16 protein-coding genes and 1 pseudogene are annotated in these 21,264 nt (G+C 59.1%); 1 reads left to right on the top strand and 16 read right to left on the bottom strand.

Features of this window, described 5'->3' with window-relative positions; all coding sequences use genetic code 11:
• Positions 1-33 precede the first annotated feature (33 nt).
• The 4 genes from OZ656_RS04420 to OZ656_RS04405 all read right to left on the bottom strand — a co-directional run bounded on the left by OZ656_RS04420 (position 34) and on the right by OZ656_RS04405 (position 6,088).
• A complete protein-coding gene (locus OZ656_RS04420) occupies positions 34-1,023 on the bottom strand; it encodes a Nudix family hydrolase (protein WP_183580808.1) in 990 nt (329 codons plus the stop codon).
• Complete coding sequence (argJ, locus tag OZ656_RS04415) at positions 1,004-2,221, bottom strand: bifunctional glutamate N-acetyltransferase/amino-acid acetyltransferase ArgJ (protein WP_278350338.1); 1,218 nt, start codon at positions 2,219-2,221, stop codon at positions 1,004-1,006. The genes OZ656_RS04420 and argJ overlap by 20 nt, the downstream gene beginning before the upstream one ends.
• Before the next feature lie 100 nt (positions 2,222-2,321).
• Positions 2,322-5,060 carry a preprotein translocase subunit SecA gene (gene secA, locus OZ656_RS04410; RefSeq protein WP_206854884.1) on the bottom strand — a complete coding sequence of 913 codons (2,739 nt, stop codon included), beginning with the start codon at positions 5,058-5,060 and terminating at the stop codon, positions 2,322-2,324.
• Between the two features lie 89 nt (positions 5,061-5,149).
• Positions 5,150-6,088 (bottom strand): M23 family metallopeptidase, encoded by a 939-nt coding sequence (locus OZ656_RS04405; protein WP_379944998.1) that lies wholly within the window; start codon positions 6,086-6,088, stop codon positions 5,150-5,152.
• A gap of 231 nt (positions 6,089-6,319) precedes the next feature.
• Here OZ656_RS04405 and OZ656_RS04400 point away from each other — a divergent pair, with 231 nt between their 5' ends.
• On the top strand, positions 6,320-6,769 hold the full coding sequence (locus OZ656_RS04400; protein WP_183580810.1) for a DUF721 domain-containing protein: 450 nt from the start codon (positions 6,320-6,322) through the stop codon (positions 6,767-6,769).
• A gap of 11 nt (positions 6,770-6,780) precedes the next feature.
• Here the strand turns inward: OZ656_RS04400 and lpxC are convergent, their stop codons facing one another.
• From lpxC to OZ656_RS04340, 12 genes and pseudogenes are all read right to left on the bottom strand, one after another.
• A complete protein-coding gene (lpxC, locus tag OZ656_RS04395; protein ID WP_011785905.1) occupies positions 6,781-7,695 on the bottom strand; it encodes a UDP-3-O-acyl-N-acetylglucosamine deacetylase in 915 nt (304 codons plus the stop codon).
• 378 nt (positions 7,696-8,073) lie between these two features.
• Positions 8,074-9,063, bottom strand: a pseudogene (ftsZ, locus tag OZ656_RS04390) (cell division protein FtsZ); the annotation flags it as partial.
• Positions 9,064-9,163: 100 nt separating this feature from the next.
• Positions 9,164-10,399, bottom strand: a complete 1,236-nt coding sequence (gene ftsA, locus OZ656_RS04385; RefSeq protein WP_011785907.1) for a cell division protein FtsA — start codon at positions 10,397-10,399, stop codon at positions 9,164-9,166.
• Positions 10,400-10,435: 36 nt separating this feature from the next.
• Positions 10,436-11,275: a cell division protein FtsQ/DivIB gene (locus OZ656_RS04380; RefSeq protein ID WP_011785908.1), complete on the bottom strand. Its 840-nt coding sequence runs from the start codon at positions 11,273-11,275 to the stop codon at positions 10,436-10,438.
• Positions 11,268-12,245 (bottom strand): D-alanine--D-alanine ligase, encoded by a 978-nt coding sequence (locus OZ656_RS04375; RefSeq protein WP_014420638.1) that lies wholly within the window; start codon positions 12,243-12,245, stop codon positions 11,268-11,270. Before OZ656_RS04375 ends, OZ656_RS04380 begins: the two co-directional genes overlap by 8 nt.
• Positions 12,238-13,683, bottom strand: a complete 1,446-nt coding sequence (gene murC, locus OZ656_RS04370) for a UDP-N-acetylmuramate--L-alanine ligase (RefSeq protein WP_153740858.1) — start codon at positions 13,681-13,683, stop codon at positions 12,238-12,240. Before murC ends, OZ656_RS04375 begins: the two co-directional genes overlap by 8 nt.
• On the bottom strand, positions 13,676-14,767 hold the full coding sequence (murG, locus tag OZ656_RS04365; protein ID WP_153740857.1) for an undecaprenyldiphospho-muramoylpentapeptide beta-N-acetylglucosaminyltransferase: 1,092 nt from the start codon (positions 14,765-14,767) through the stop codon (positions 13,676-13,678). Before murG ends, murC begins: the two co-directional genes overlap by 8 nt.
• Positions 14,760-15,959, bottom strand: a complete 1,200-nt coding sequence (gene ftsW, locus OZ656_RS04360; RefSeq protein WP_153740856.1) for a putative lipid II flippase FtsW — start codon at positions 15,957-15,959, stop codon at positions 14,760-14,762. The genes murG and ftsW overlap by 8 nt, the downstream gene beginning before the upstream one ends.
• Entirely contained in the window at positions 15,959-17,299 is a 1,341-nt protein-coding gene (gene murD, locus OZ656_RS04355) for a UDP-N-acetylmuramoyl-L-alanine--D-glutamate ligase (protein ID WP_153740855.1), read from the bottom strand. The genes ftsW and murD overlap by 1 nt, the downstream gene beginning before the upstream one ends.
• Positions 17,300-17,314: 15 nt before the next feature.
• Positions 17,315-18,400, bottom strand: a complete 1,086-nt coding sequence (gene mraY / locus OZ656_RS04350; RefSeq protein WP_014420633.1) for a phospho-N-acetylmuramoyl-pentapeptide-transferase — start codon at positions 18,398-18,400, stop codon at positions 17,315-17,317.
• Positions 18,385-19,782 (bottom strand): UDP-N-acetylmuramoyl-tripeptide--D-alanyl-D-alanine ligase, encoded by a 1,398-nt coding sequence (gene murF, locus OZ656_RS04345; RefSeq protein ID WP_199452097.1) that lies wholly within the window; start codon positions 19,780-19,782, stop codon positions 18,385-18,387. The genes mraY and murF overlap by 16 nt, the downstream gene beginning before the upstream one ends.
• Positions 19,779-21,263 carry a UDP-N-acetylmuramoyl-L-alanyl-D-glutamate--2,6-diaminopimelate ligase gene (locus OZ656_RS04340; RefSeq protein WP_153740853.1) on the bottom strand — a complete coding sequence of 495 codons (1,485 nt, stop codon included), beginning with the start codon at positions 21,261-21,263 and terminating at the stop codon, positions 19,779-19,781. Before OZ656_RS04340 ends, murF begins: the two co-directional genes overlap by 4 nt.
• Position 21,264: the final 1 nt, after the last annotated feature.

Below are 21,264 nucleotides of genomic sequence, written 5' to 3'. Positions count from 1 at the left end.
TTGGAATCCGTAATCGCCCCGGGCCACAGATGGCTACCACCAGAAACCGATACCAGCCACGCCCTGGCCACCAAGCGCGCGGGCCCGGAACTGGTGCTCAGGTCCGAGACCTCCGATACCGTAAACCGGCACATTTGCCGTTGCCGCCAACGCCTGAAAAGCAGCCCACCCGATTCCGGGCTGCCCCGGATGGCTGGGAGTCTCCAGCACATTACCCAGGACCACGTAATCCGCCCCCAGGCGCTCTGCATGGCGCAATTGCTCAGCACTATGGCAAGACACACCCAACCAGTAATCGTCGCTGACAGGGCGCTCTGAATGCTGCTGCGCCTCGCGCCAGGGCAGGTGAACGCCCTGGACATCTGGAACGGCCCGACACAGGTCTGCCGTCCCATGCAGAATCAACCCGACGCCCCTTTCCCGGCACCCGCCCAGAGCCGCTGCGGCCAGCTCAAGGTACGCAGCCCCTGAGAGGGTCGGAGCGCGAAGCACCACCAGTGAATCCGGCTGCCCCCGGTCGAGAGCGGCACCGAGTCTGGCCAGGCCTGCCGGCGCATCCTCAATTGTTCCGGTAACCGCCAGCCGATGGGGCAATCGCAGCGCCCTGATGATGGGCCGGTTAGCGGCAGGAAACTCTTCGTCCTTGAGCGCCTCAGGAGCCAGCCAGCTGACCGGCTGACCTTCTTTCCCCTCTGGCTCGCCCTGAGCCGAGTGGCTTGACCAGACATCAAGAAACACACACTTGTCGCCGTAGTCGTGACGTATGCCAATCACCGGCTCCAGGCTGTCCTCAGTCAGAACCAGCCCGGTCTCTTCGGCGATTTCCCGACACAGTGCCTGCTGGACGGTTTCTCCGGGCTCGACCTTACCACCCGGAAACTCCAGCAAACCGCCCTGATGGGCTTTGTCCGGGCGCCTTGCAATCAGGACACGACCATCGCGAACGATCACGCCCACCGCTACATGAACAGTCTTACGGTTAGCCGAAAGACCCTCGACAGACTCAGGTACGGTATTCGGCATTGATGGTCACGTAATCATGGGAAAAATCACAGGTCCAGACCGTTTCCCGGACATTGCGCCGCTTCAGGTCAATAGCAATGGTGATCTCTTCCTGATCCATCACCGCCTGGCCCCGAGCCTCGGAGTAGTCGTCGGCACGGCCACCGTTGCGCACCAGGCAGACATCGCCCAGGTAAATTTCAAGGGCATTGAGGTCCAGATTCTCCACACCGGCACGACCAACGGCCGCCAGGATACGCCCCCAGTTCGGGTCTGACGCGAACAGGGCGGTTTTCACCAGCGGGGAGTGCGCCACGGTATAGGCTACATCAAGCGCTTCTTGCTGGCTGGCTGCGCCGCTGACATCAATGGTGACGAATTTGGTAGCCCCCTCGCCATCCCGGACAATGGCGTGGGCCAGCTCCAGGTACACGTCCTGCAAGGCCGCCCGCAGTTCCGGCAGCAGCGGGCTGTCGGCGGTAATCTCAGGCCCGCCATACTGGCCACTGGCCATCAGCATGCAGGCATCGTTGGTGGAGGTGTCGCCGTCAATGGTAATGCGGTTGAACGACTTCTCTCCGAGCTCAGAAGCCAGCGTTTGCAGTACCTCCGGCGCAAGACGGGCATCGGTAGCGATGAAGCCGAGCATGGTGGCCATGTTGGGGCGAATCATGCCCGCGCCCTTGCTGATTCCGGAAATGGTCACCCGATGGCCATCCAGATCCAGCTGCCGCGACGCGCCTTTAGGGCGGGTATCGGTGGTCATGATGCCGGATGCCGCCTCTGCCCAGCGATCTTCCCGGGTGTCGGCCAGAGCCTCCGGCAGCGCGCTGACGATCTTGGCGACCGGCAATGGCTCTCCAATCACCCCGGTAGAGAACGGCAATACCTGGCTGGCAGAAATGCCCGCCTCTTTGGCCAGCGCCTGGCAGCAGGCCGCGGCGTCTGCCAGGCCCCGTTCGCCGGTACCGGCGTTGGCATTGCCGGTATTGATCAACAGATAGCGCGGAGCATCCTGGGACAGGTGGCGGCGACTGAGGACCACTGGGGCCGCACAGAACTGGTTGCGGGTAAAAATACCCGCTACCCGGGTTTCCGGCGCCAGTTCAAACACCACGATGTCTTTTCTGCCGGGCTTTTTGATCCCCGCACTGGCTATGCCCAGCTTGATTCCCGCCACCGGGAAGAAATCGGGTAAGGTTCCTGGACCTACCGCCATGCCTGTCTCCTTGAATTTTCCTGATCTTCAAACGACAGAACCCGCAAGCGCCAGCGCACTGGCGAATTGCGGGTTCTGGTTTCCGGTACTCAGTGGCTGATCAGCTCACCTTTCCGCAGCATTGCTTGTACTTTTTGCCAGACCCGCAGGGGCAAGGCTCGTTACGACCGACCTTGCGCTCCTGGCGGACAAAGGTCTCCGGGGTTGCCTGCTGGGCCTGCTGGCCATCGTCACCCTCACCTTCTGCCTGGGCGGCACTGGCCTGCTCGTGGCGGAGTTTGGCGCGCGCCATTTCCCGCTCCAGCTCTTCCTTGCGTCGACGTTCGATTTCCGCCATTTCCTCCTGGCTCTGAACCCGCACATGGCACAAAACCCGGGTAACGTCACGCTTCATGGTATCGAGCATGGTTTCGAACAGGTTAAACGCCTCGCGCTTGTATTCCTGCTTCGGGTTCTTCTGAGCGTAGCCACGCAGATGGATACCCCGGCGCAGGTGATCCATGTTGGACAAATGCTCCTTCCACAGGGTATCCAGCACCTGCAGGAACACCTGCTTCTCAAACTTGCGCATGGCTTCGGAACCGGCCACTTCTTCCTTGGCCTTGTACTCAGCCACAATGGCGTCGAGAATCTTCTGGCGAAGATTGTCTTCATACAGTTTATTGTCGTCCTTCAGCCACTGCTGGATGGGCAGCTCAATCGCCATCTCGGACTGCAACTGAGCCTCCAGCCCCTGCACATCCCACTGCTCGGGCATGCTTTGCGGCGGAATAAACTCACTGACCACCGAATCCACCACGTCTTCGCGAATGGTATCGATCATCTCGGAAATGTCGTTGGACGCCATCACCTCGTTGCGCTGCTCGTAAATGACCGTACGCTGATCGTTGGCGACATCGTCGTATTCAAGCAGCGTTTTACGCATATCGAAGTTGCGGCCTTCGACCTTGCGCTGCGACTTTTCAATGGCATTGGTGACCATCCGGTGCTCGATGGCTTCACCTTTCTTCATGCCCATGGCCTGCATCAGATTCTTCACGCGCTCCGGCGCAAAGATCCGCATCAGGTTGTCCTCCAGCGAGAGGAAGAATCGGGAAGAGCCCGGATCCCCCTGACGACCGGCACGACCCCGGAGCTGGTTATCAATCCGGCGGGACTCGTGGCGCTCGGTACCGATGATGTGCAAGCCACCGGCGTCCAGTACCTGGTTGTGGCGCTCAGTCCACTCCGCCTTCATGCGAGCCACTTCCTCTTCCGAGGGATTATCCAGGGCCGCAACTTCGTACTCCCAGTTGCCACCGAGGACAATATCGGTACCCCGACCCGCCATATTGGTGGCGATGGTAACCGCACCCGGGCGCCCTGCCTGGGCAATAATCAAGGCTTCCGATTCGTGCTGTTTGGCGTTCAGGATCTTGTGGTCAATGCGCGCCTTCTTCAGCAGCATGGACAGAAGTTCGGAGGCTTCGATGGACGCGGTGCCCACCAGAATGGGCCGCCCTTCTGCGGTCACATCCTTGATTTCGTCGATGATAGCGTGGAATTTCTCTTCCTGGGTCAGGTACACCAGGTCGTTGTAATCAATCCGCTGAATAGGCTTGTTCGGCGGAATAACCACCACGTCCAGACCGTAAATCTGGCGGAATTCGAAAGCTTCGGTATCGGCGGTACCGGTCATACCGGCCAGCTTGTCATAGAGACGGAAATAGTTCTGGAAGGTAGTCGACGCCAGCGTCTGACTTTCGGCCTGAATCTTGAGCCCTTCTTTTGCTTCAATCGCCTGATGCAGACCTTCGCTCCACCGGCGTCCGGGCATGGTCCGGCCAGTGTGTTCATCTACGATCACCACCTGACCGCCCTGGACAATGTAATCCACGTCTTTCTGGAACAGGTGATGGGCTCGGAGCGCCGAGTGCACATGGTGCAGCAAGCTCAGGTTGGCAGCCGAATACAGGCTTTCACCCTCCTTCAGCAGGCCCTGACCAAGCAGCAGATCTTCAACCTTCTCATGACCGGATTCGGTCAGTTCAACCTGACGGGATTTCTCATCAATGGTGAAGTCACCGGAGGATTCACCTTCCTCGCTCACCTCGCCTTTCTCAAGACTCGGCACCAGAGCATTGACGGCCTGATACAGTTTGGAAGAATCCTCAGCGGCACCGGAAATAATGAGCGGGGTACGGGCCTCGTCGATCAGGATGGAATCGACTTCATCGACAATGGCAAAGTTAAGACCGCGCTGAACCTTGTCCTCAATGCTGAAGGCCATGTTGTCGCGCAGATAGTCGAAACCGAACTCGTTATTGGTGCCATAGGTGATATCGGCCTGATAGGCGGCACGCTTTTCTTCCGGCGGCTGGCCCGACGCCACTACTCCCACCTGCATGCCGAGGAAACGGTAAAGTTTGCCCATCCATTCGGCGTCACGGCGAGCCAGGTAATCGTTCACGGTTACCACGTGCACGCCTTTACCGGGAAGCGCATTCAGGTAGACCGCGGCGGTAGCCACCAGAGTTTTCCCTTCACCGGTCTTCATTTCGGCGATTCGACCTTCATGCAGGGTCATGCCCCCGATGAGCTGGACATCGTAGTGGCGCATGCCCATCACCCGGCGGCTGGCCTCCCGCACTGTGGCAAACACTTCAGGCAGCAGGCTGTCCAGCGCTTCACCTTCATCAAGTCTGCGCCGGAACTCAGCGGTCTTGCCTTGCAACTCGGTGTCAGACAATGCGCCAAACTGTTCCTCAAGTTCATTGATGCGCGTGACAACTTTGCGCATCCTCTTGATTTCTCTGGCGTTCTTACTGCCGAACATCTTGGTTGCAAGCTTTGTGAACATAGACCACTGCTTCTTCAGTTAAACGGAGGAAGCCGGCATTCTAACCTTATTTGGCGACAGGACAAAAGGCGGGGTTCACGGGAATGGAATCAGCGGCTTGCGCGCTGGATGTATTTCACGGGATTTTCGGATTTACCATTGCGGATAACTTCAAAATGCACATGGGGGCCGGTGGACCGGCCGGTGCTGCCCATCAGTGCAACAACCTGGCTTTTCTGCACCACATCCCCAACCTTAACCTTGATGGCCTTGGCATGGGCATAACGGGTAACCAGGCCGTCGCCATGGTCGATTTCAACCAGATTTCCGTAGCCATAGCGCTCGTCCGCCCAGGTTACAACACCAGCCGCCACGGCAATAATATCGCTGCCTTCCTTGCCTGCCAGATCAACACCGGCATGCCAGCTACGTTTTCCGGTAAAAGGATCCGAGCGGTATCCGTATTTGGACGAGAGCCAGCCCCAGGTGATCGGCCGCCCCTGCACATAGAGCTCATCTTCCAGCTTTTTGCGGGAAGCGACTTTATCGAGCAGGCGCAGTTGCTTTTCGCGATCGTTGATCTGCTGTTCCAACTGATTGATCATGTCCGTCAGCTCGGGAGCCGTGTAGGAATCCCCGGGTAGCACATCTTCTTCGGGGCCACCAACCGCTGCCGGCTTGTCAAAATTGAATTCATCGCTGGCGACCATGCCCGTTTCCACGAATCGCTGGCCGAGCGCATCCAGGCGCAGCAGACGACCCTGAATCTGGCCCAGCCGAAGGGTCAGTGCATCAATCTGCTGCTGCACGTTCTCACGAACCCGGGCGACTTCGTCCTTCTGATCTTGCAGCCTTTCTTTCCAGCCGGCCACAAGCTCAGACTCGGTGGGTTGCCGAGCTTCAAACTGACTGATCGCCACCTGATAGCCAGCCCATCCGGCTGCCGCCAGCGTGGCCAACACCAGAAAGACCAGGCCACACAACAGCGGCCCATTCAGCGGTATTGCCCTGGACTGACCGTGACGTTTGCCTACGAAAATTACGTTCATATCGTCTTTCGGTTTCATTGTTGAGCCGCAACCGTATCCCTGTAGTGCTGCGACCCGGAAATATTCCGAGCGGGTCTGCTATCCTTGGCAACAACTACGTACTGAATAATCGCAGCGCCCGGTAGACTCTCTCACTCGTGACAATGTAAAACGAGAGTAACAATGGCGCTACGCACAAAGCGTGCCGAAGTGTAACCAATCGTAAACAGGCTCGTCGAGAAAAAAGCGACCATGACGGAAAAAAATGATCAAAAAATGATCTTCGGCAAAGGATCGGCTGGCAACAATACGCTCAAAGAGCTGATGTCCAAAGCCGAACTGCACCTACAGGCCGAACAACTGGTACTCGCGGCCATTCCCGCAGAACTGTCCGAGGCTACCCGATTCGTCAGCTGTCGGGAGGGGGAACTGGTGCTGTCCACTGATAACGCGAGCAAAGCCACGCGACTGCGCTTCCGCCAGCACGAGATCATGTCGGCACTGAGGGAGAATGAACTGTTCCGCTACGTCTGGAAGGTCAGAATCAAGGTCAGCCCACCCAGATTCGCCAGCCGACGCAAACCGGTAAAAGAGCCGCTCAGCAAAGAAAATGCCCGGCTCCTCCAGGAGGAAGCCGGGCACACGAAGGATAAAGCTCTACGCGAGGTTCTCGAAAAACTCGCCAGCCACGTCCGGGATTAAGGCTTCCCGCCTTAACCCGCCGCCAGCACAGGTTTCATGTAAGAGATAGGTGCAGTGGCTTCATCATCGAAGGTCACTACTTCCCATGCATCTTCTTCTGCCCTGAGCTTGCGCAGCAGCTTGTTGTTCAGGTCGTGACCTGATTTGATACCACGGAACTCACCAATCAGGCTGTTGCCCAACAGATAGAGATCGCCGATGGCATCCAGTACCTTGTGCTTGACGAACTCGTCATCGTAGCGGAGACCGTCCTCATTGAGGATCTTGTAGTCGTCCACCACAATCGCATTATCCACGCTGCCACCCAGTGCCAGGTTCATCGCCCGCAGCTTTTCGATATCGCGCATGAACCCGAAGGTTCTGGCCCGGGACACTTCCTTCACAAAGGAGGTGCTGGAAAAGTCCACGGTCGCTGTCTGGGCACGGCCCTTGAAGACCGGGTGATCGAAATCAATCCCGAAGCTCACCTTGAAGCCTTCAAACGGCAGGAAGGTAGCTTTTTTGTCGCCCTCTTCCACAGTGACTTCGCGCTTGATGCGGATAAAACGCTTGGCCGCTTCCTGCTCGGAGATACCGGCAGACTGAAGCAGGAACACGAACGGCCCGGCAGAGCCATCCATGATCGGCACTTCTGCAGCGCTGAGTTCGACAAAACAGTTGTCGATGCCGAGACCAGCCATGGCGGAGAGCAGATGCTCTACCGTCGCCACACGGACACCGTCTTTTACCAGCGTCGTGGACAGCATGGTCTCACCCACATTCTCCGCACAGGCACGGATTTCGACCATCGGGTCGAGGTCCGTGCGGCGGAAGATGATCCCCGTGTCGACGGGTGCTGGCTTCAGGGTCAGGTATACCTTTTCCCCGGAATGCAGGCCAACACCGGTCGCGCGGATGGTGTTTTTGAGTGTCCGTTGTCTGATCATCGGTTCATTATTCCGTCACAAAAAGTCGATATTCTGAGCAAAAAACTGCCCGGAGAATATCAGAATTCAAGACTGAGTACCATTTAACCAACATGACTTTACTTAACTTTTGCAATAGTCATGAGCTATGGCGCATCAGCTCAACTTAGGCGGAAGCTTATGCTTTCTGATTCACAGTAAAGCCAGCCCTGCCACGGTTGAAACAGATTATCAATCAGCCTGCCGGCGAAGGAATGCGGGAATATCGAGATAGTCCACGCCCTGTTCTTCGCTTTCTTTGCTCTGATCCAGCGCCACATTACCCTGGGCAACCGCACGACGACGCAACACGGCCGGGCGATCCAGCTGGTTGTAATCGGTCTTGCCATCGAGGGTACGGGTGTTGTCCACCACCTTGGTCGGCTTCTCGCGCTCGCCACCCAGGCCAGTCGCCACAACAGTAACCTTGAGCTCGTCGGTCATTTCCGGATCGATCACGGTACCGACCACCACAGTGGCTGAATCGGACGCGAATTCGCGCACAATGTCGCCCACTTCGGAGAACTCGCCCAGATTCAGGTCCATACCAGCGGTGATATTGACCAGAATACCCTTGGCACCCTGCAGGTTGATATCTTCGAGCAGCGGGCTGCGAACCGCGGCTTCTGCGGCTTCACGGGCACGATTCTCGCCGGTGGCGCGACCGGTACCCATCATCGCCATGCCCATCTCGGACATAACCGTTTTCACGTCGGCAAAGTCGACGTTGATCATACCGTTGCGGGTAATCAGGTCAGCAATGCCCTGAACCGCACCCAGCAACACATCATTGGCGGAGGCAAAGGCATCCAGCAGGCTGGTTTTCTTGCCCATGACTGCCAACAGCTTTTCATTGGGAATGGTAATCAGGGAGTCAACGCTCTCTTCCAGTTCCTTCAGACCGGCTTCAGCCACGCTCATGCGCTTGCCGCCTTCAAACTGGAATGGCTTGGTAACCACCGCAACCGTAAGGATACCCAGCTCACGGGCAACTTCAGCAACCACGGGGGCTGCTCCGGTGCCGGTACCGCCACCCATGCCGGCGGTGATGAACACCATATCGGAGCCGCTCAGAGCTTCGGCAATACGGTCGCGATCTTCCAGTGCAGACTGGCGACCGACTTCCGGATTGGCACCCGCACCCAGGCCCTTCGTGATGTTGCCACCCAGCTGAATAATCTGACGTGCGTCCAGGTCCTTCAGGGCCTGGGCATCTGTGTTGGCGCAGATAAATTCAACGCCTTCCACGTCGCTGTTGAGCATGTGACGAACGGCGTTGCCACCGCCACCGCCAACACCGACGACCTTGATAACTGCGTTCTGCTGAACATTATCAACGAGTTCAAACATTTCCCCTACTCCTTCGTGCTGTGTCCGGCCTTTCCAGGCCGGTTGCTTCAATCGTTGTGTTTTTTTCGAGAGACCTTCGTGTACTGCAACCGGAACACCGTCAGAAATGACCGGTGAACCAGGCTTTCATGCGCTCAACCAGCGAGGGAGCCTCCTCCCCCTTGAGCACCGGCGCCCGGCCAAGATCCATTTGCCGGAAGCCATGGATCAACAATCCGACGCCAGTGGCGTATATCGGGTTGTTGACCACTTCCGTCATACCGGAAACCGCCTGCGGACAGGCCAGTCTTACCGGCATGTGGAAGATTTCTTCAGCCAGCTCCACCACCCCTTCCATGGTGGACGAGCCGCCTGTAATCACGATGCCTGCCGGGATCAGATCCTCGAACCCGGACCGGCGTAACTCAGACTGCACCAGCGTGAACAGCTCCTCATAGCGGGGCTCAACGACCTCCGCCAGAGCCTGACGCGAAAGATCCCGCGGAGCCCGGTCTCCCACGCTGGGAACCTTGATGGTTTCTTCCGCACCCGCCAGTTGGGTCAGGGCGCAGGCGTACTTGATCTTGATTTCCTCGGCATTCTGGGTGGGCGTGCGCAACGCCATGGCAATGTCGTTGGTCACCTGGTCACCGGCGATCGGGATGACTGCGGTATGGCGAATTGCCCCGCCCGTGAACACGGCAATGTCGGTTGTACCACCACCGATATCCACCACACAGACGCCCAATTCTTTTTCATCCTCGGTCAGGATGGCGTGGCTGGAAGCCAGTTGTTCCAGAATGATGTCGTCCACTTCCAGCCCACAGCGCTTGACACACTTCTCGATGTTCTGGGCTGCATTCACGGCACAGGTCACCAGGTGCACCTTGGCCTCCAGCCGCACACCTGACATCCCCATCGGTTCCTTGATACCTTCCTGGTTATCGATGACGAACTCCTGAGGCAGGATGTGCAGGATTTTCTGGTCCGCCGGAATCGCCACCGCCTGGGCAGCGTCAATCACCCGGTCAATATCCGCCTGGGTGACTTCCCGGTCTCGGATCGCCACGATGCCGTGGGAATTCAGGCTCTTGATGTGGCTGCCAGCAATACCGGCGTACACCGAATGAATGCGACACCCCGCCATCAGTTCAGCCTCTTCGACTGCGCGCTGAATGGCCTGTACCGTGGTTTCAATGTTCACCACTACACCGCGCTTGAGCCCCCGGGACGGGTGTGAACCGATACCGACTACTTCGATGGTTCCATCCATCTTGCGCTTGCCGACTATCGCCACCACCTTGGAGGTTCCAATATCCAGGCCGACAATCATGTTTTCCGTTTCAACCGATGACATGTGTTTCACCAAACCCCAGGTTCGTAGTAATCGTTATCAGGATTTCGGAGCAGCCTGAGCCACGTCCGTCTTCCACTGCACCGCTACCCCGTTCGAGTAGCGGACATCTATCCGGCTGACCTCATCAACCCGCGAGGCCAGACGGTTCTCATAAACGGTGATAAAGCGTTCAAACCGTTGTTCTACCTGATCTCGCCCCAGCACCACTTCGATGCCATTGCTGAGAGTCAGGGTCCAGGCGCCACGTTGCTCCAGCGCCAGTCCGGCAAAACCCAGGCCATATCCCACCAACTGCTCGCTCATGGTCCGGGCCATACCGATCACGTCCCTGACCCGCTCATCCGGCCCAGCCAGACGAGGCAGCTTTCCGGCCACCTCCGGATTCGGCGGCGAGAACAGTTCGCCTGAACGGCTCACCAGTCGACCATCGGTCCAGTAGGCCAATGGCTTCTTTTCCCGAATATCGATTTCAAGACGGCCTGGCCAGACTCGCTTTATCGCTGCCGACGCCACCCAGGGGCGCCGTTCCAGTTCAGCCTTGATGTCAGCCAGATCGGTGGCGAAATAGCTTTTGCCAATCCAGGCGCCGGCCGCTCGCTCAATAGCCGTCTGGCTGTCGCCAACAAATTCGCCCCGCACATCCACCGCCAGGATCTGCTGATCCATGGCGGTCAGCATCCGGTCCGTTGCCCAGGGCACCATGGCGGCCAGAAGTACCACCGTTGCGCCCAGGCCGACCTGCAACCAGGGTACGGCCGACAGCACAGCTTTCAACACACCAAACCGGTCCCGCTCAGGCCCGACAGAGGTTGCCCCCCGGCGGCGTGGCGGTTCGGGCGGTACCGCCCGGCTCCGGATCAGCAACGTCTCAAGCATCGATGCCCTCCGCCAGCGTATCCCTGAGAATTCGCACCACCAGTTCTTCAAAACTGATGCCGGCCGCCTTTGCAGCCATCGGCACCAGGCTGTGGTCCGTCATACCGGGAACCGTGTTCACCTCAAGCAACCAGAACTCACCGGTCCGGTCCTGCATGATGTCGACCCGTCCCCAGGTGCGACAGCCCAGCACCCGGAAGGCATCCAGGGCCAGATGCTGCAATCTCAATTCGTCATCCGGCGCCAGACCACAGGGAATACGGTACCGGGTATCGTCCGCCAGGTACTTGGCGTCATAGTCGTAAAAGGCGTGATCGGTGCTCAGGCCAATCGCCGGTAACGCTTTGTCCTGTAGCAGGCTGACGGTAAACTCCGGCCCTTCGATCCACTGCTCTACCAGCACCAGATCATCCAGCCGGGCTGCCGCCTCATAGGCTTCAGCCAGCTCTGCCGCGCTGCTCACTTTACGGATACCGATACTCGAACCTTCGTGGGCCGGTTTCACACTCAGGGGCGCCCCCAGTGCCGTCACAATGTCCTCGGCCTCGCTCACGGAGGTCATGGCACGAAATGCCGGCGTAGGCAGCCCACAACCTTCGAACACATACTTGGTGCGCAATTTGTCCATGGCCAGTGCCGATGCCAGCACTTCACTGCCGGTATAGGGAATGCCTGCCTGCCCAAGGATCGCCTGAAGGGTCCCGTCTTCGCCACCACGGCCATGAAGGGCAATGAACACCCGATCGAAATCGGGTTCGTCCACGGTCCGCAGCAGACAGCCGCGAATGTCCCGGCCAACTGCATCAATACCCGCCGATTGCAGCGCTGCCAGCACGGCTTTGCCACTTTTCAGGGATACTTCCCGCTCGGCGGAATCGCCCCCCATGAACACAGCCACGCGCCCCAGTGCCCGAACCAGTTCGGGGGGTGCCTGATACGGCTGAATGTCGTTGTGGGTCAGATCACTCACTTGCCTTGACTCCTGCTGCTGCCAGCCTTGCTGCTACGCCACCGATATCGCCGGCCCCCTGGGTGATCAACAGATCACCATCCTGCAGGACATTGGCCAGCAGACTCTCGATTTCACGGTTATCTTCAACGAACACGGGTTCTACCTTGCCCCGCTGCCGGATGCTCCGGCACAAAGCCCGCCCGTCTGCTCCCGGAATAGCCGGCTCACCCGCGGAATACACATCCATCAGCAACAGTCCATCCACTTCGGACAATACCCGCACGAAATCCTCATATAGGTCCCGGGTCCGGGTGTACCGGTGTGGCTGATACAGCATCACGATCCGGCGCTCGGGCCAGGCTTCGCGGGCAGCCCGGATGACGGCCTCCACCTCGGTGGGGTGGTGGCCGTAGTCGTCCACCAGCGTCGCTGCTGCTTTCGGTGTCTGGTACTCGCCATACACCTGGAACCGACGGCCAACACCGGCAAATCCAGCCAGCCCGCGGCAGATGGCCTGGTCGTCCACCCCCTCGTCGGTCGCCACGGCAATCGTTGCCAGGGCGTTCAGAACGTTGTGACGACCCGGCATTTTCAGCTCCACCTGGAGATCCGGCCGACCACCAGGGCGACGAACCAGGAATCGGGTCTTCAGACCATCAGAGGTAATGTTCTCCGCCCGGTAATCAGCATCAGGATTGTCGATGCCATAAGTGATAATGGCCCGGGAAATGCGCGGAATGATTTCCTGAACGTAGTCGTCATCCACACACATCACCGCAACACCGTAAAACGGCAGGTTGTGCAGGAAGTCCACAAAGGTCTGCTTGAGCTTTTCGACATCCCCACCGTAGGTGTCCATGTGGTCAGCTTCAATGTTGGTGACCACAGAAATAACCGGTGTCAGATGCAGGAACGACGCATCGCTTTCGTCGGCCTCGGCCACCAGGTAACGGGAACCACCCAATTGGGCATTGGTTCCGGCGCTGTTGAGTTTGCCACCGATCACAAAGGTGGGGTCCAGTCCGGCCTCGCCCAACACGGAGGCAATCAGGCTGGTGGTTGTGGTTTTGCCGTGAGTACCGGCCACAGCGATACCATGGCGATAGCGCATGATCTCTGCCAGCATCTCGGCCCGGGGTACAATTGGTACCCGCCGTTCACGGGCAGAGACGACTTCCGGGTTGTCGCCGGCAACGGCCGAAGACACTACCACCACGTCGGCCTGATCGGTGTTTTCGGCGCGATGACCGATGTACACATCGACATCCATTGCCCGCAGGCGCGCAGTAACAGCACTGTCCCGGATATCAGAGCCAGATACGTCATAGCCCTGGTTCTTCAGGACTTCGGCGATACCGCTCATCCCGGCACCACCGATCCCGACAAAATGGATGCGGCGGATCCGGCGCATTTCCGGCACCTGATAGACCAGTGGCGGATTGGTTGCATCAGCCATTGGCGGCCTCCAGACAGTAATTCACGACTCTCTCCGTTGCATCAGGGCGGGCCAGCGAGCGGGCGGCCTTCGCCATGGTCAGAATTCGTTTCCGATCTGTTGCCAGATCTTTCAGGGTTTCCGCCAGCACCTCCGGGTTCAGCTTTGGCTGAGGAACCAGAATGGCCGCCCCGGCTTTCACCATGTGCTGGCCGTTACGGGTCTGGTGGTCATCGACTGCGTGGGGGAATGGCACCAGCACCGCGCCAATTCCCGCCGCACAGAGCTCAGACACCGTCAGCGCACCGGCACGGCAGATCACCAGATCAGCCCAGCCGTAGGCCTCTGCCATATCGCGGATAAAGGGCTCAATGCTGGCACTGACTCCGGCTTCGTCGTAGGCCGCCCTGGCCACCTCAAGATTCTTCTCACCGCACTGATGCCGAACATCCGGGCGATCAGCCTCCGCCATCAGCGCCAGGGCCCGGGGCAGTTGCTGATTGAACACCTGGGCTCCCAGGCTTCCACCAACAACCAACACCCGTAGCCTGCCACTTCGGCCCGCCAATCGTTGTTCGGGGGCGTCCATCGACGCCACTTCGCCCCGCACCGGATTGCCAGTACAGCGGGTAACCGTCTGGTCGCCGAAACTGTCAGGAAACGCCTCAAGCACCGTTTCGGCAAAACGTGTGAGCCAACGGTTAGTCATTCCAGCGATGGCGTTCTGTTCATGAATGACCAGCGGCTTGCGCATCAGCCAGGCGGCAATACCACCCGGCCCCGTGACAAATCCGCCCATGCCTACCACGCAGTCGGGGCGGATTCGGCGCAAATGGGTGTAGGCTTCGCCCAGGGCGCGCATCAACCGGAACGGTGCCAGCAGCAGCGCCAGCTTGCCTTTACCGCGCAGGCCGGAGATGTGAATGAGCGACAGCGGAATATCGGTGTCTCCAATCAGACGTTCTTCCATGCCGCCGCTGGCGCCGAGCCAGTGCACCTCGTGCCCCCGTTGCTGCAACGCGCGGGCTGTGGCCAACGCAGGAAACACATGGCCGCCGGTGCCACCAGCCATCATCAGGAAGCGACGGCGAGGTGAATCAGTCATACACTGCTCCTCCTTTGCGCCCGCTGCTCTTTATTTCCGATGCCACCCTGGCCCGATCCTGCCGCTCCAGTTCTACCCGGGCGATAACCGCGATACCAATGCAGGTAACCATCAGGCTGGAGCCGCCATAACTGACCAGCGGCAAGGTCAAGCCTTTGGTTGGCAGGAGCCCAGTACTCACCGCCATGTTGATGCCCGCCTGCAATCCGATCAGCAGCGTGATGCCGTAGCTGAAACAGGCGCCGAACGCCATGCCGGCTTTCTCCGCACGCCGGGCAATCACCAGGCCACTGACCACCAGCGCCGCAAACAGGCCGAGCACCACCAGCGCTCCAAGCAAACCGAATTCCTCGGCAATGATCGCGTAGATAAAGTCCGTATGGGCCTCAGGCAGGAAGAACAGTTTCTGTACCGAGTTGCCCAGTCCAACACCCACCCACTCGCCTCGACCAAAGGCAATCAGTGACTGAGTGAGCTGATAACCGCTGTCGAACTGGTCTTTCCAGGGGTCGAGATAGCTGACCACCCGCTTCAGTCGATACGGTTGGGTCACCACCAGAACCGTACCCAGTGCCGCCAGTACGCCAATCAATGGCATAAAACGGCTTAGCCTTACGCCGCTGAGAAAAATCATGCCCGCAGCCGCCGTCACCAGAACAACCGTTGCGCCGAAGTCCGGCTGGATGACCAGCAACACCGACGCCACACCCAGAACCCCGAGCGGTTTCAGAAAACCTGGCCAGGTATGAAGCAGCTCTTCCCGCCGACGAACCACGTAACCCGCCAGGTAGGCGATGAGGCAGAGTTTGGCGACTTCAGACACCTGCACATTGAACAGCCCCATGGGAATCCATCGGGTAGAACCATTGACGGTGCGGCCGAGAGGAGTAAGCACCAACACCAACACCAGAAGTCCAATGCCCAGCAACAACCAGCCACTGCGTTCCCACCAGGATACCGGCACGTTAACAGCTACAAGGGCAGTGGCGCAGCCAAGCCCTGCGAACAGAATCTGGCGAATAACGTAGTGGTAACTGTTGCCCAACGTGGCCGCTGCCATGTCCATCGACGCAGATGAAATCATCACCACACCGGTCACCAGCAAGGCCACGGAGGTAATAATCAGCACCGGCAGCGGCTGCAACTCACCCGCCACACCCTGATAATGAGGAACGCTGACGCCTGCCTGCATCACAGCCCCTCCACCAAAGCGCGGAACTGTTCGCCGCGATCGTTGTAATCCCGGAACATGTCAAAGCTGGCACAGGCTGGAGACAACAGCACCCGATCGCCCGGCTCCGCCGCCTGGCGGGCAAGGCTGACCGCCTCTTGCAGTGACGTTGCGCGATACTGCGGCACTGACACGCCTACCGCCTCGGATATCTTGCCGGCATCGCGTCCAATCAGCACCAAGGCCCGACAGCATGCGGCCACCGGCTCTGCGAGCGGCTGAAAATCCGCGCCTTTGCCATCTCCGCCTGCAATCAGGATCACCTTGCCTGAATCCGGCACCAGGCTTTCAATGGCGGCTACCGTGGCACCAACATTGGTACCTTTGGAATCATTGATGTAATCCACCCCATTCAGGTTGCGGACGAATTCACAGCGATGGGGCAGCCCCCGGAAGCTGCGGGCCACCTCCAGCATCGGCTCCATGGCCAGGCCAGCCGCGTGCCCCAGCGCCAGGGCGGCCATCACGTTGCTGATGTTATGCCTGCCCATCAACTGGAGTTCACTGGCCAGCAAAAGGTTATCCAGGCCCCAGGTAATCCAGGTGCCCTGGTCATCATCCCGGGTACTGAAGGTCTCCGGATTCACCCGGTTAAAGCCAAAACACAGAAACCTCAGGGTATCCCGAGCCATGGGCGTGCTCAGGGCATCGTCGAGGTTCACGATGGCATTTTTGCAGCCACGGTAGATCCGTTGTTTGGCCTGGAAATACGCCATCTTGTCCGGGTACCGGTCCATGTGATCATCGCTGACATTCAGGACAGTGGCCGCCAGAGCCCCGAGTTCTTCGGTGGTCTCCAGCTGAAAACTCGACAGCTCCAGCACATAGAGATCCGCACCCTGGTCCAGCAAATCCAGCGCGGGCGTACCGATATTACCGCCCACCTGCACATTGCGGCCCGCAGCTCGTGCCATTTCCCCTACCAGGGTTGTTACCGTGGTTTTGCCGTTAGAGCCGGTGATGGCAATAATCGGCGCGTCGGCCGCATCGGCGAATAAATCGATGTCGCCGCGAATCCGGGCGCCCCTGGCCGCCGCACCGGCAATCGCCGGCTCTGCAATACTGATTCCCGGGCTGACTATCAGCTCATTGAAACCGGCAAACAGCTCCTCATCAAACTCGCCCAGGTAAATCGGGACGTCTGGCCAACCGGCCTTCAGCTCATCCAGGCCTGGTGGCTGAAGGCGACTATCAGCCACAGCAATCTCACGCCCCTGCCCGGACAGGTAACGCACGCAGGAAAGCCCGGTCTTACCGAGCCCTACGATTAACGTGCGACGATCCGAAACAATGACACTCATAGCCGTAGCAATTTCCTATCGGATTTTCAGACTGGCCAGGCCAATCAGAACGAGAACAACAGTAATAACCCAGAACCGGACAATGACTCGTGGCTCGGGCCAGCCTTTCAATTCAAAATGATGGTGCAGCGGCGCCATCCGGAAGATCCGCCGACCCGTGAGCCGGAATGAGGCCACCTGCAGAATCACAGAAATGGTTTCCATCACGAACACGCCGCCCATGATGAACAACACAATTTCCTGCCGGACGATGACAGCCACTGTGCCCAGGGCGGCTCCCAGGGCAAGGGCACCGACATCGCCCATGAATACCTGCGCCGGGTAAGTGTTGAACCACAGGAACCCGAGCCCTGCACCCACCAGGGCTCCGCAGAAAATGATCAGCTCACCGGTTCCGGGCAGATGCGGAATCAGCAGGTAATTGGCGAACTGCGCATGGCCCGAGAGGTAAGCAAAGATGGCCAGAGCCCCCGCCACCATGACGGTTGGCATGATAGCCAGACCATCCAGGCCGTCTGTCAGATTTACCGCGTTGCTGCTACCAACAATCACGAAGTAGGTCAGCAGAATGAACAACACCGGCCCGAGGGTCAGCGAGACATTTTTCAGGAACGGCAGATAAAGCGAGGTTTCCTGGGGCAGTGAAGCAGTGACATAGAGCACGATCGCGGCCGTGGCCCCGATCACCGACTGCCAGAAGTATTTCCAGCGTGCCGGCAGGCCCCGGGGATTGCGCTCCACAACCTTACGGTAGTCATCCACCCAGCCAATGGCACCGAACAGCAGGGTAACCAGCAACACCACCCAGACATAACGATTGGTCAGATCCGCCCACAACAGAGTGGAAATGGCGATGGCCACGAGGATCAGGGCGCCGCCCATCGTCGGCGTACCGGCTTTGCTCAGGTGAGTCTGGGGGCCGTCATCACGTACGGCCTGGCCGATCTGATACTGACTCAGCTTGCGAATCATCACCGGACCGATCACCAGCGAGATCAGCAGCGCCGTAAGAATGCCCAGGATCGCCCGCAGTGTCAGGTACTGAAACACCGTCAGCGACGAAAAGTATTGCGATAGTATCTCTGTCAGCCAGAGCAGCATGGGTTCTTCACCTTTTTCTGAATTCCCTCCACCACGCGATCCATGGCGGAACTACGAGAACCTTTCACCAGGACCGTCATAGCACCACTCCGGCCCGCCACAATGGCGTCCACCGCCTGCTCATGACTCGGGAAAAACTCTGTCTCGTCACCAAATCCGGTGCCGTAGCCGTTACCTCCGGCTCCCACCACCATAACCTTCTCAATTCCACGGGCACGGGCATGTTCACCCACCTGCCGGTGCAGCTCGTTCGCCTCATCGCCCAGCTCTGCCATGGCGCCGAGCACCGCCAGCCGGGGCGCCGGGTACGACGCCAGAACGTCCAGCGCCGCTTTCATAGACGCCGGATTGGCGTTGTAACTGTCGTCAATCAGGGTCAGATCCGGGGCCGGCTTGAGCACCTGGAGACGCCCCTTCACGGCTTCTACCTGCATGAGCCCGGACTGAACCTGCTGATCTGTCGCTCCAAGTTCCCTGCAGGCCGCGAGAGCCAGCAGAGCATTGGTAATGTTGTGTTCACCGGGCAACCCCAGCACCAGATGACAGCGCCAGTTGTCTGGCCCCAACACCAGGAATTCAAACCCCTGATCAGTGGCCATGATCGCCTCCGCGCGGTAATCCGCGCCCGGGTGCCCCATCCGGGAAACCCCCAGCACCCGCCGTTGGCCCGCACGGGCATGCCATTGATCGAAGGCAGGATCGTCCCGGTTCAGCACGACGGCTCCATCTGCCGGCACGCCATCAATAATCTCGCCTTTGGCCAGAACAATATTCTGGTAACTGCCAAAACCCTCCAGGTGCGCCTGGCCTGCATTGGTCAGAATCGCAACCTGCGGTCGGGTAATTGACACCGTGTGGGCAATTTCGCCAAGACCACTGGCCCCCAGCTCAATGGCGCCGAACTGGTGATCCGGCGTCAGCCGAAACAGGGTCAGCGGAACACCAATGTGATTATTGAGATTGCCTTCAGTCACCAAGGTCGGCCCCATGCCGGCGAGAATGGCCCCGGTCATTTCACGAACCGTGGTTTTGCCACTGCTGCCGGTAATCGCCACCAGCCGGGCCGCGCTTCCGCTGCGATTGGCGCTGGCCAGATCGGCCAAGGCCTGAACCGTATCGCTAACGATCAGTTGCGGAATGGCAACGTCGGTGACCTCGGTATCCACTACCGCGGCGACGGCGCCCTGTGTCAGGGCCTGGCCAAGGAATTCATGACCATCAAACCGCTCACCGCGCAGAGCAACAAACAGCTGCCCATCTCCAACCAATCGGGTATCGGTGGAGACGCCATCAAACCAGAGTTCACCCGCATCAGTGCGCGCCCCTGCCAGGGTGGCCTGAAGCCACTCGCGAGCTTCCGCCAGCGAAAAGGCGCGCATCATGCCACACCTCCATTCAGGTTCAATAGATGGCGTACCTGCTCGGCGTCGCTGAACGGCAACTTCTGGCCCCGGATCTCCTGATAGGCTTCATGACCTTTACCTGCAATCAGCACCAGATCATCCTCATTGGCCATGCCCACTGCCTCGGCAATTGCCTGAGCGCGGTCGTGAATCACCTGCCAGCGACCAGCCTGAGTGAAACCAGCAGAAATGTCGCTGACAATCCGTTCAGGCTGCTCGGTACGAGGGTTGTCGTCGGTTACGATGACGTAATCCGCCCGCTTTTCCGCTTCTTTCGCCATTTCCGGCCGCTTGCCGGGGTCCCGGTCGCCACCGCAACCGAACACACAGATCAGCCTGCCCCGGATGTGGGGCCGCAATGCTTCAAGCGCATTGGCCAGGGCATCGGGGGTGTGAGCATAGTCCACCACCACATGTTTGCCGGTTGAGCCGGTGAATCGTTCAAGACGCCCAGGGGGCGGTGACAGCTCCCTGACAATGGACACCGCCCGCTCAACGGGTACGCCAAGCGTCAGTACGGTAGCCAGGGCCGCCAGAACATTGCTGGCGTTGAAACTCCCTAACAGGGGGACAGCAAGATCAAACTCACCCCATTGCCCATCGACCCTGGCGCGGAACCCTGAGGCCGTGGGCGTAAATTCCTTCAACCAGAGTTCCGTCTGGGCTTCATGCAGACTGTAACGAACACGGTCACACTGGCCCTCAAGCTGACCGTAAAGCTGCCGGCCAAACGGATCGTCAAAATTGATCACTGAGAAGTGCAGTTCTTCCCGCAGGAACAGCCTGGCCTTGGCCTCACCATAGGCCTCCATGGAACCGTGGTAATCCAGATGATCACGCGTGAGGTTGGTGAACACCGCACCGGTCATGGTCAGGTTATCAACCCGCCCCTGATCCAGAGCGTGCGACGACACTTCCATTACCGCAGCCCGACCACCCTCATTGCGTATGCGGTTCAATACCCGGTTCACCTGGACCACATCCGGCGTGGTATGCGTGGCCGACTCGATACTGCCCGGCATGCCATAACCCAGGGTACCCAGCAGCCCGCAGGGCGTGCCGGTTTCCCGTAACAACTGGGAGATGTATTGGGTCACCGACGTCTTGCCATTGGTGCCGGTAACCCCGATCACTCTCAGATGGCGCGACGGATGCTCGAAGAAGCGATCGGCAATTCGGCCCAGACGGGCGCGCAGACCAACCACGGGCACAATCAATGCGCCGTGGCGCTCATGGCACTGCCGCTCCTGCTCGGACTCAAGCAGAATGGCCGTGGCACCGGCGCTGATGGCCTGATCCATATAGTGCTCTGCGGGCGTTCGGGCCCCGGCCAGCGCAATAAAGGCGTCACCGGACTGCACTTTCCGGCTATCCGTCTTCAGGCCGTGGATAGTGACATCGAAGACCGATGGCACCTCAATAATGCCCTGAAGCAAGGTGCTGATGGATGTGATGCACATG

This window comes from Marinobacter sp. LM1 (assembly GCF_042763285.1).
GTDB classification, from domain to species: domain Bacteria; phylum Pseudomonadota; class Gammaproteobacteria; order Pseudomonadales; family Oleiphilaceae; genus Marinobacter; species Marinobacter nauticus.
Note: the sequence above shows the minus strand (reverse complement) of the source record. Positions and strands in the feature narration are given on the sequence as shown.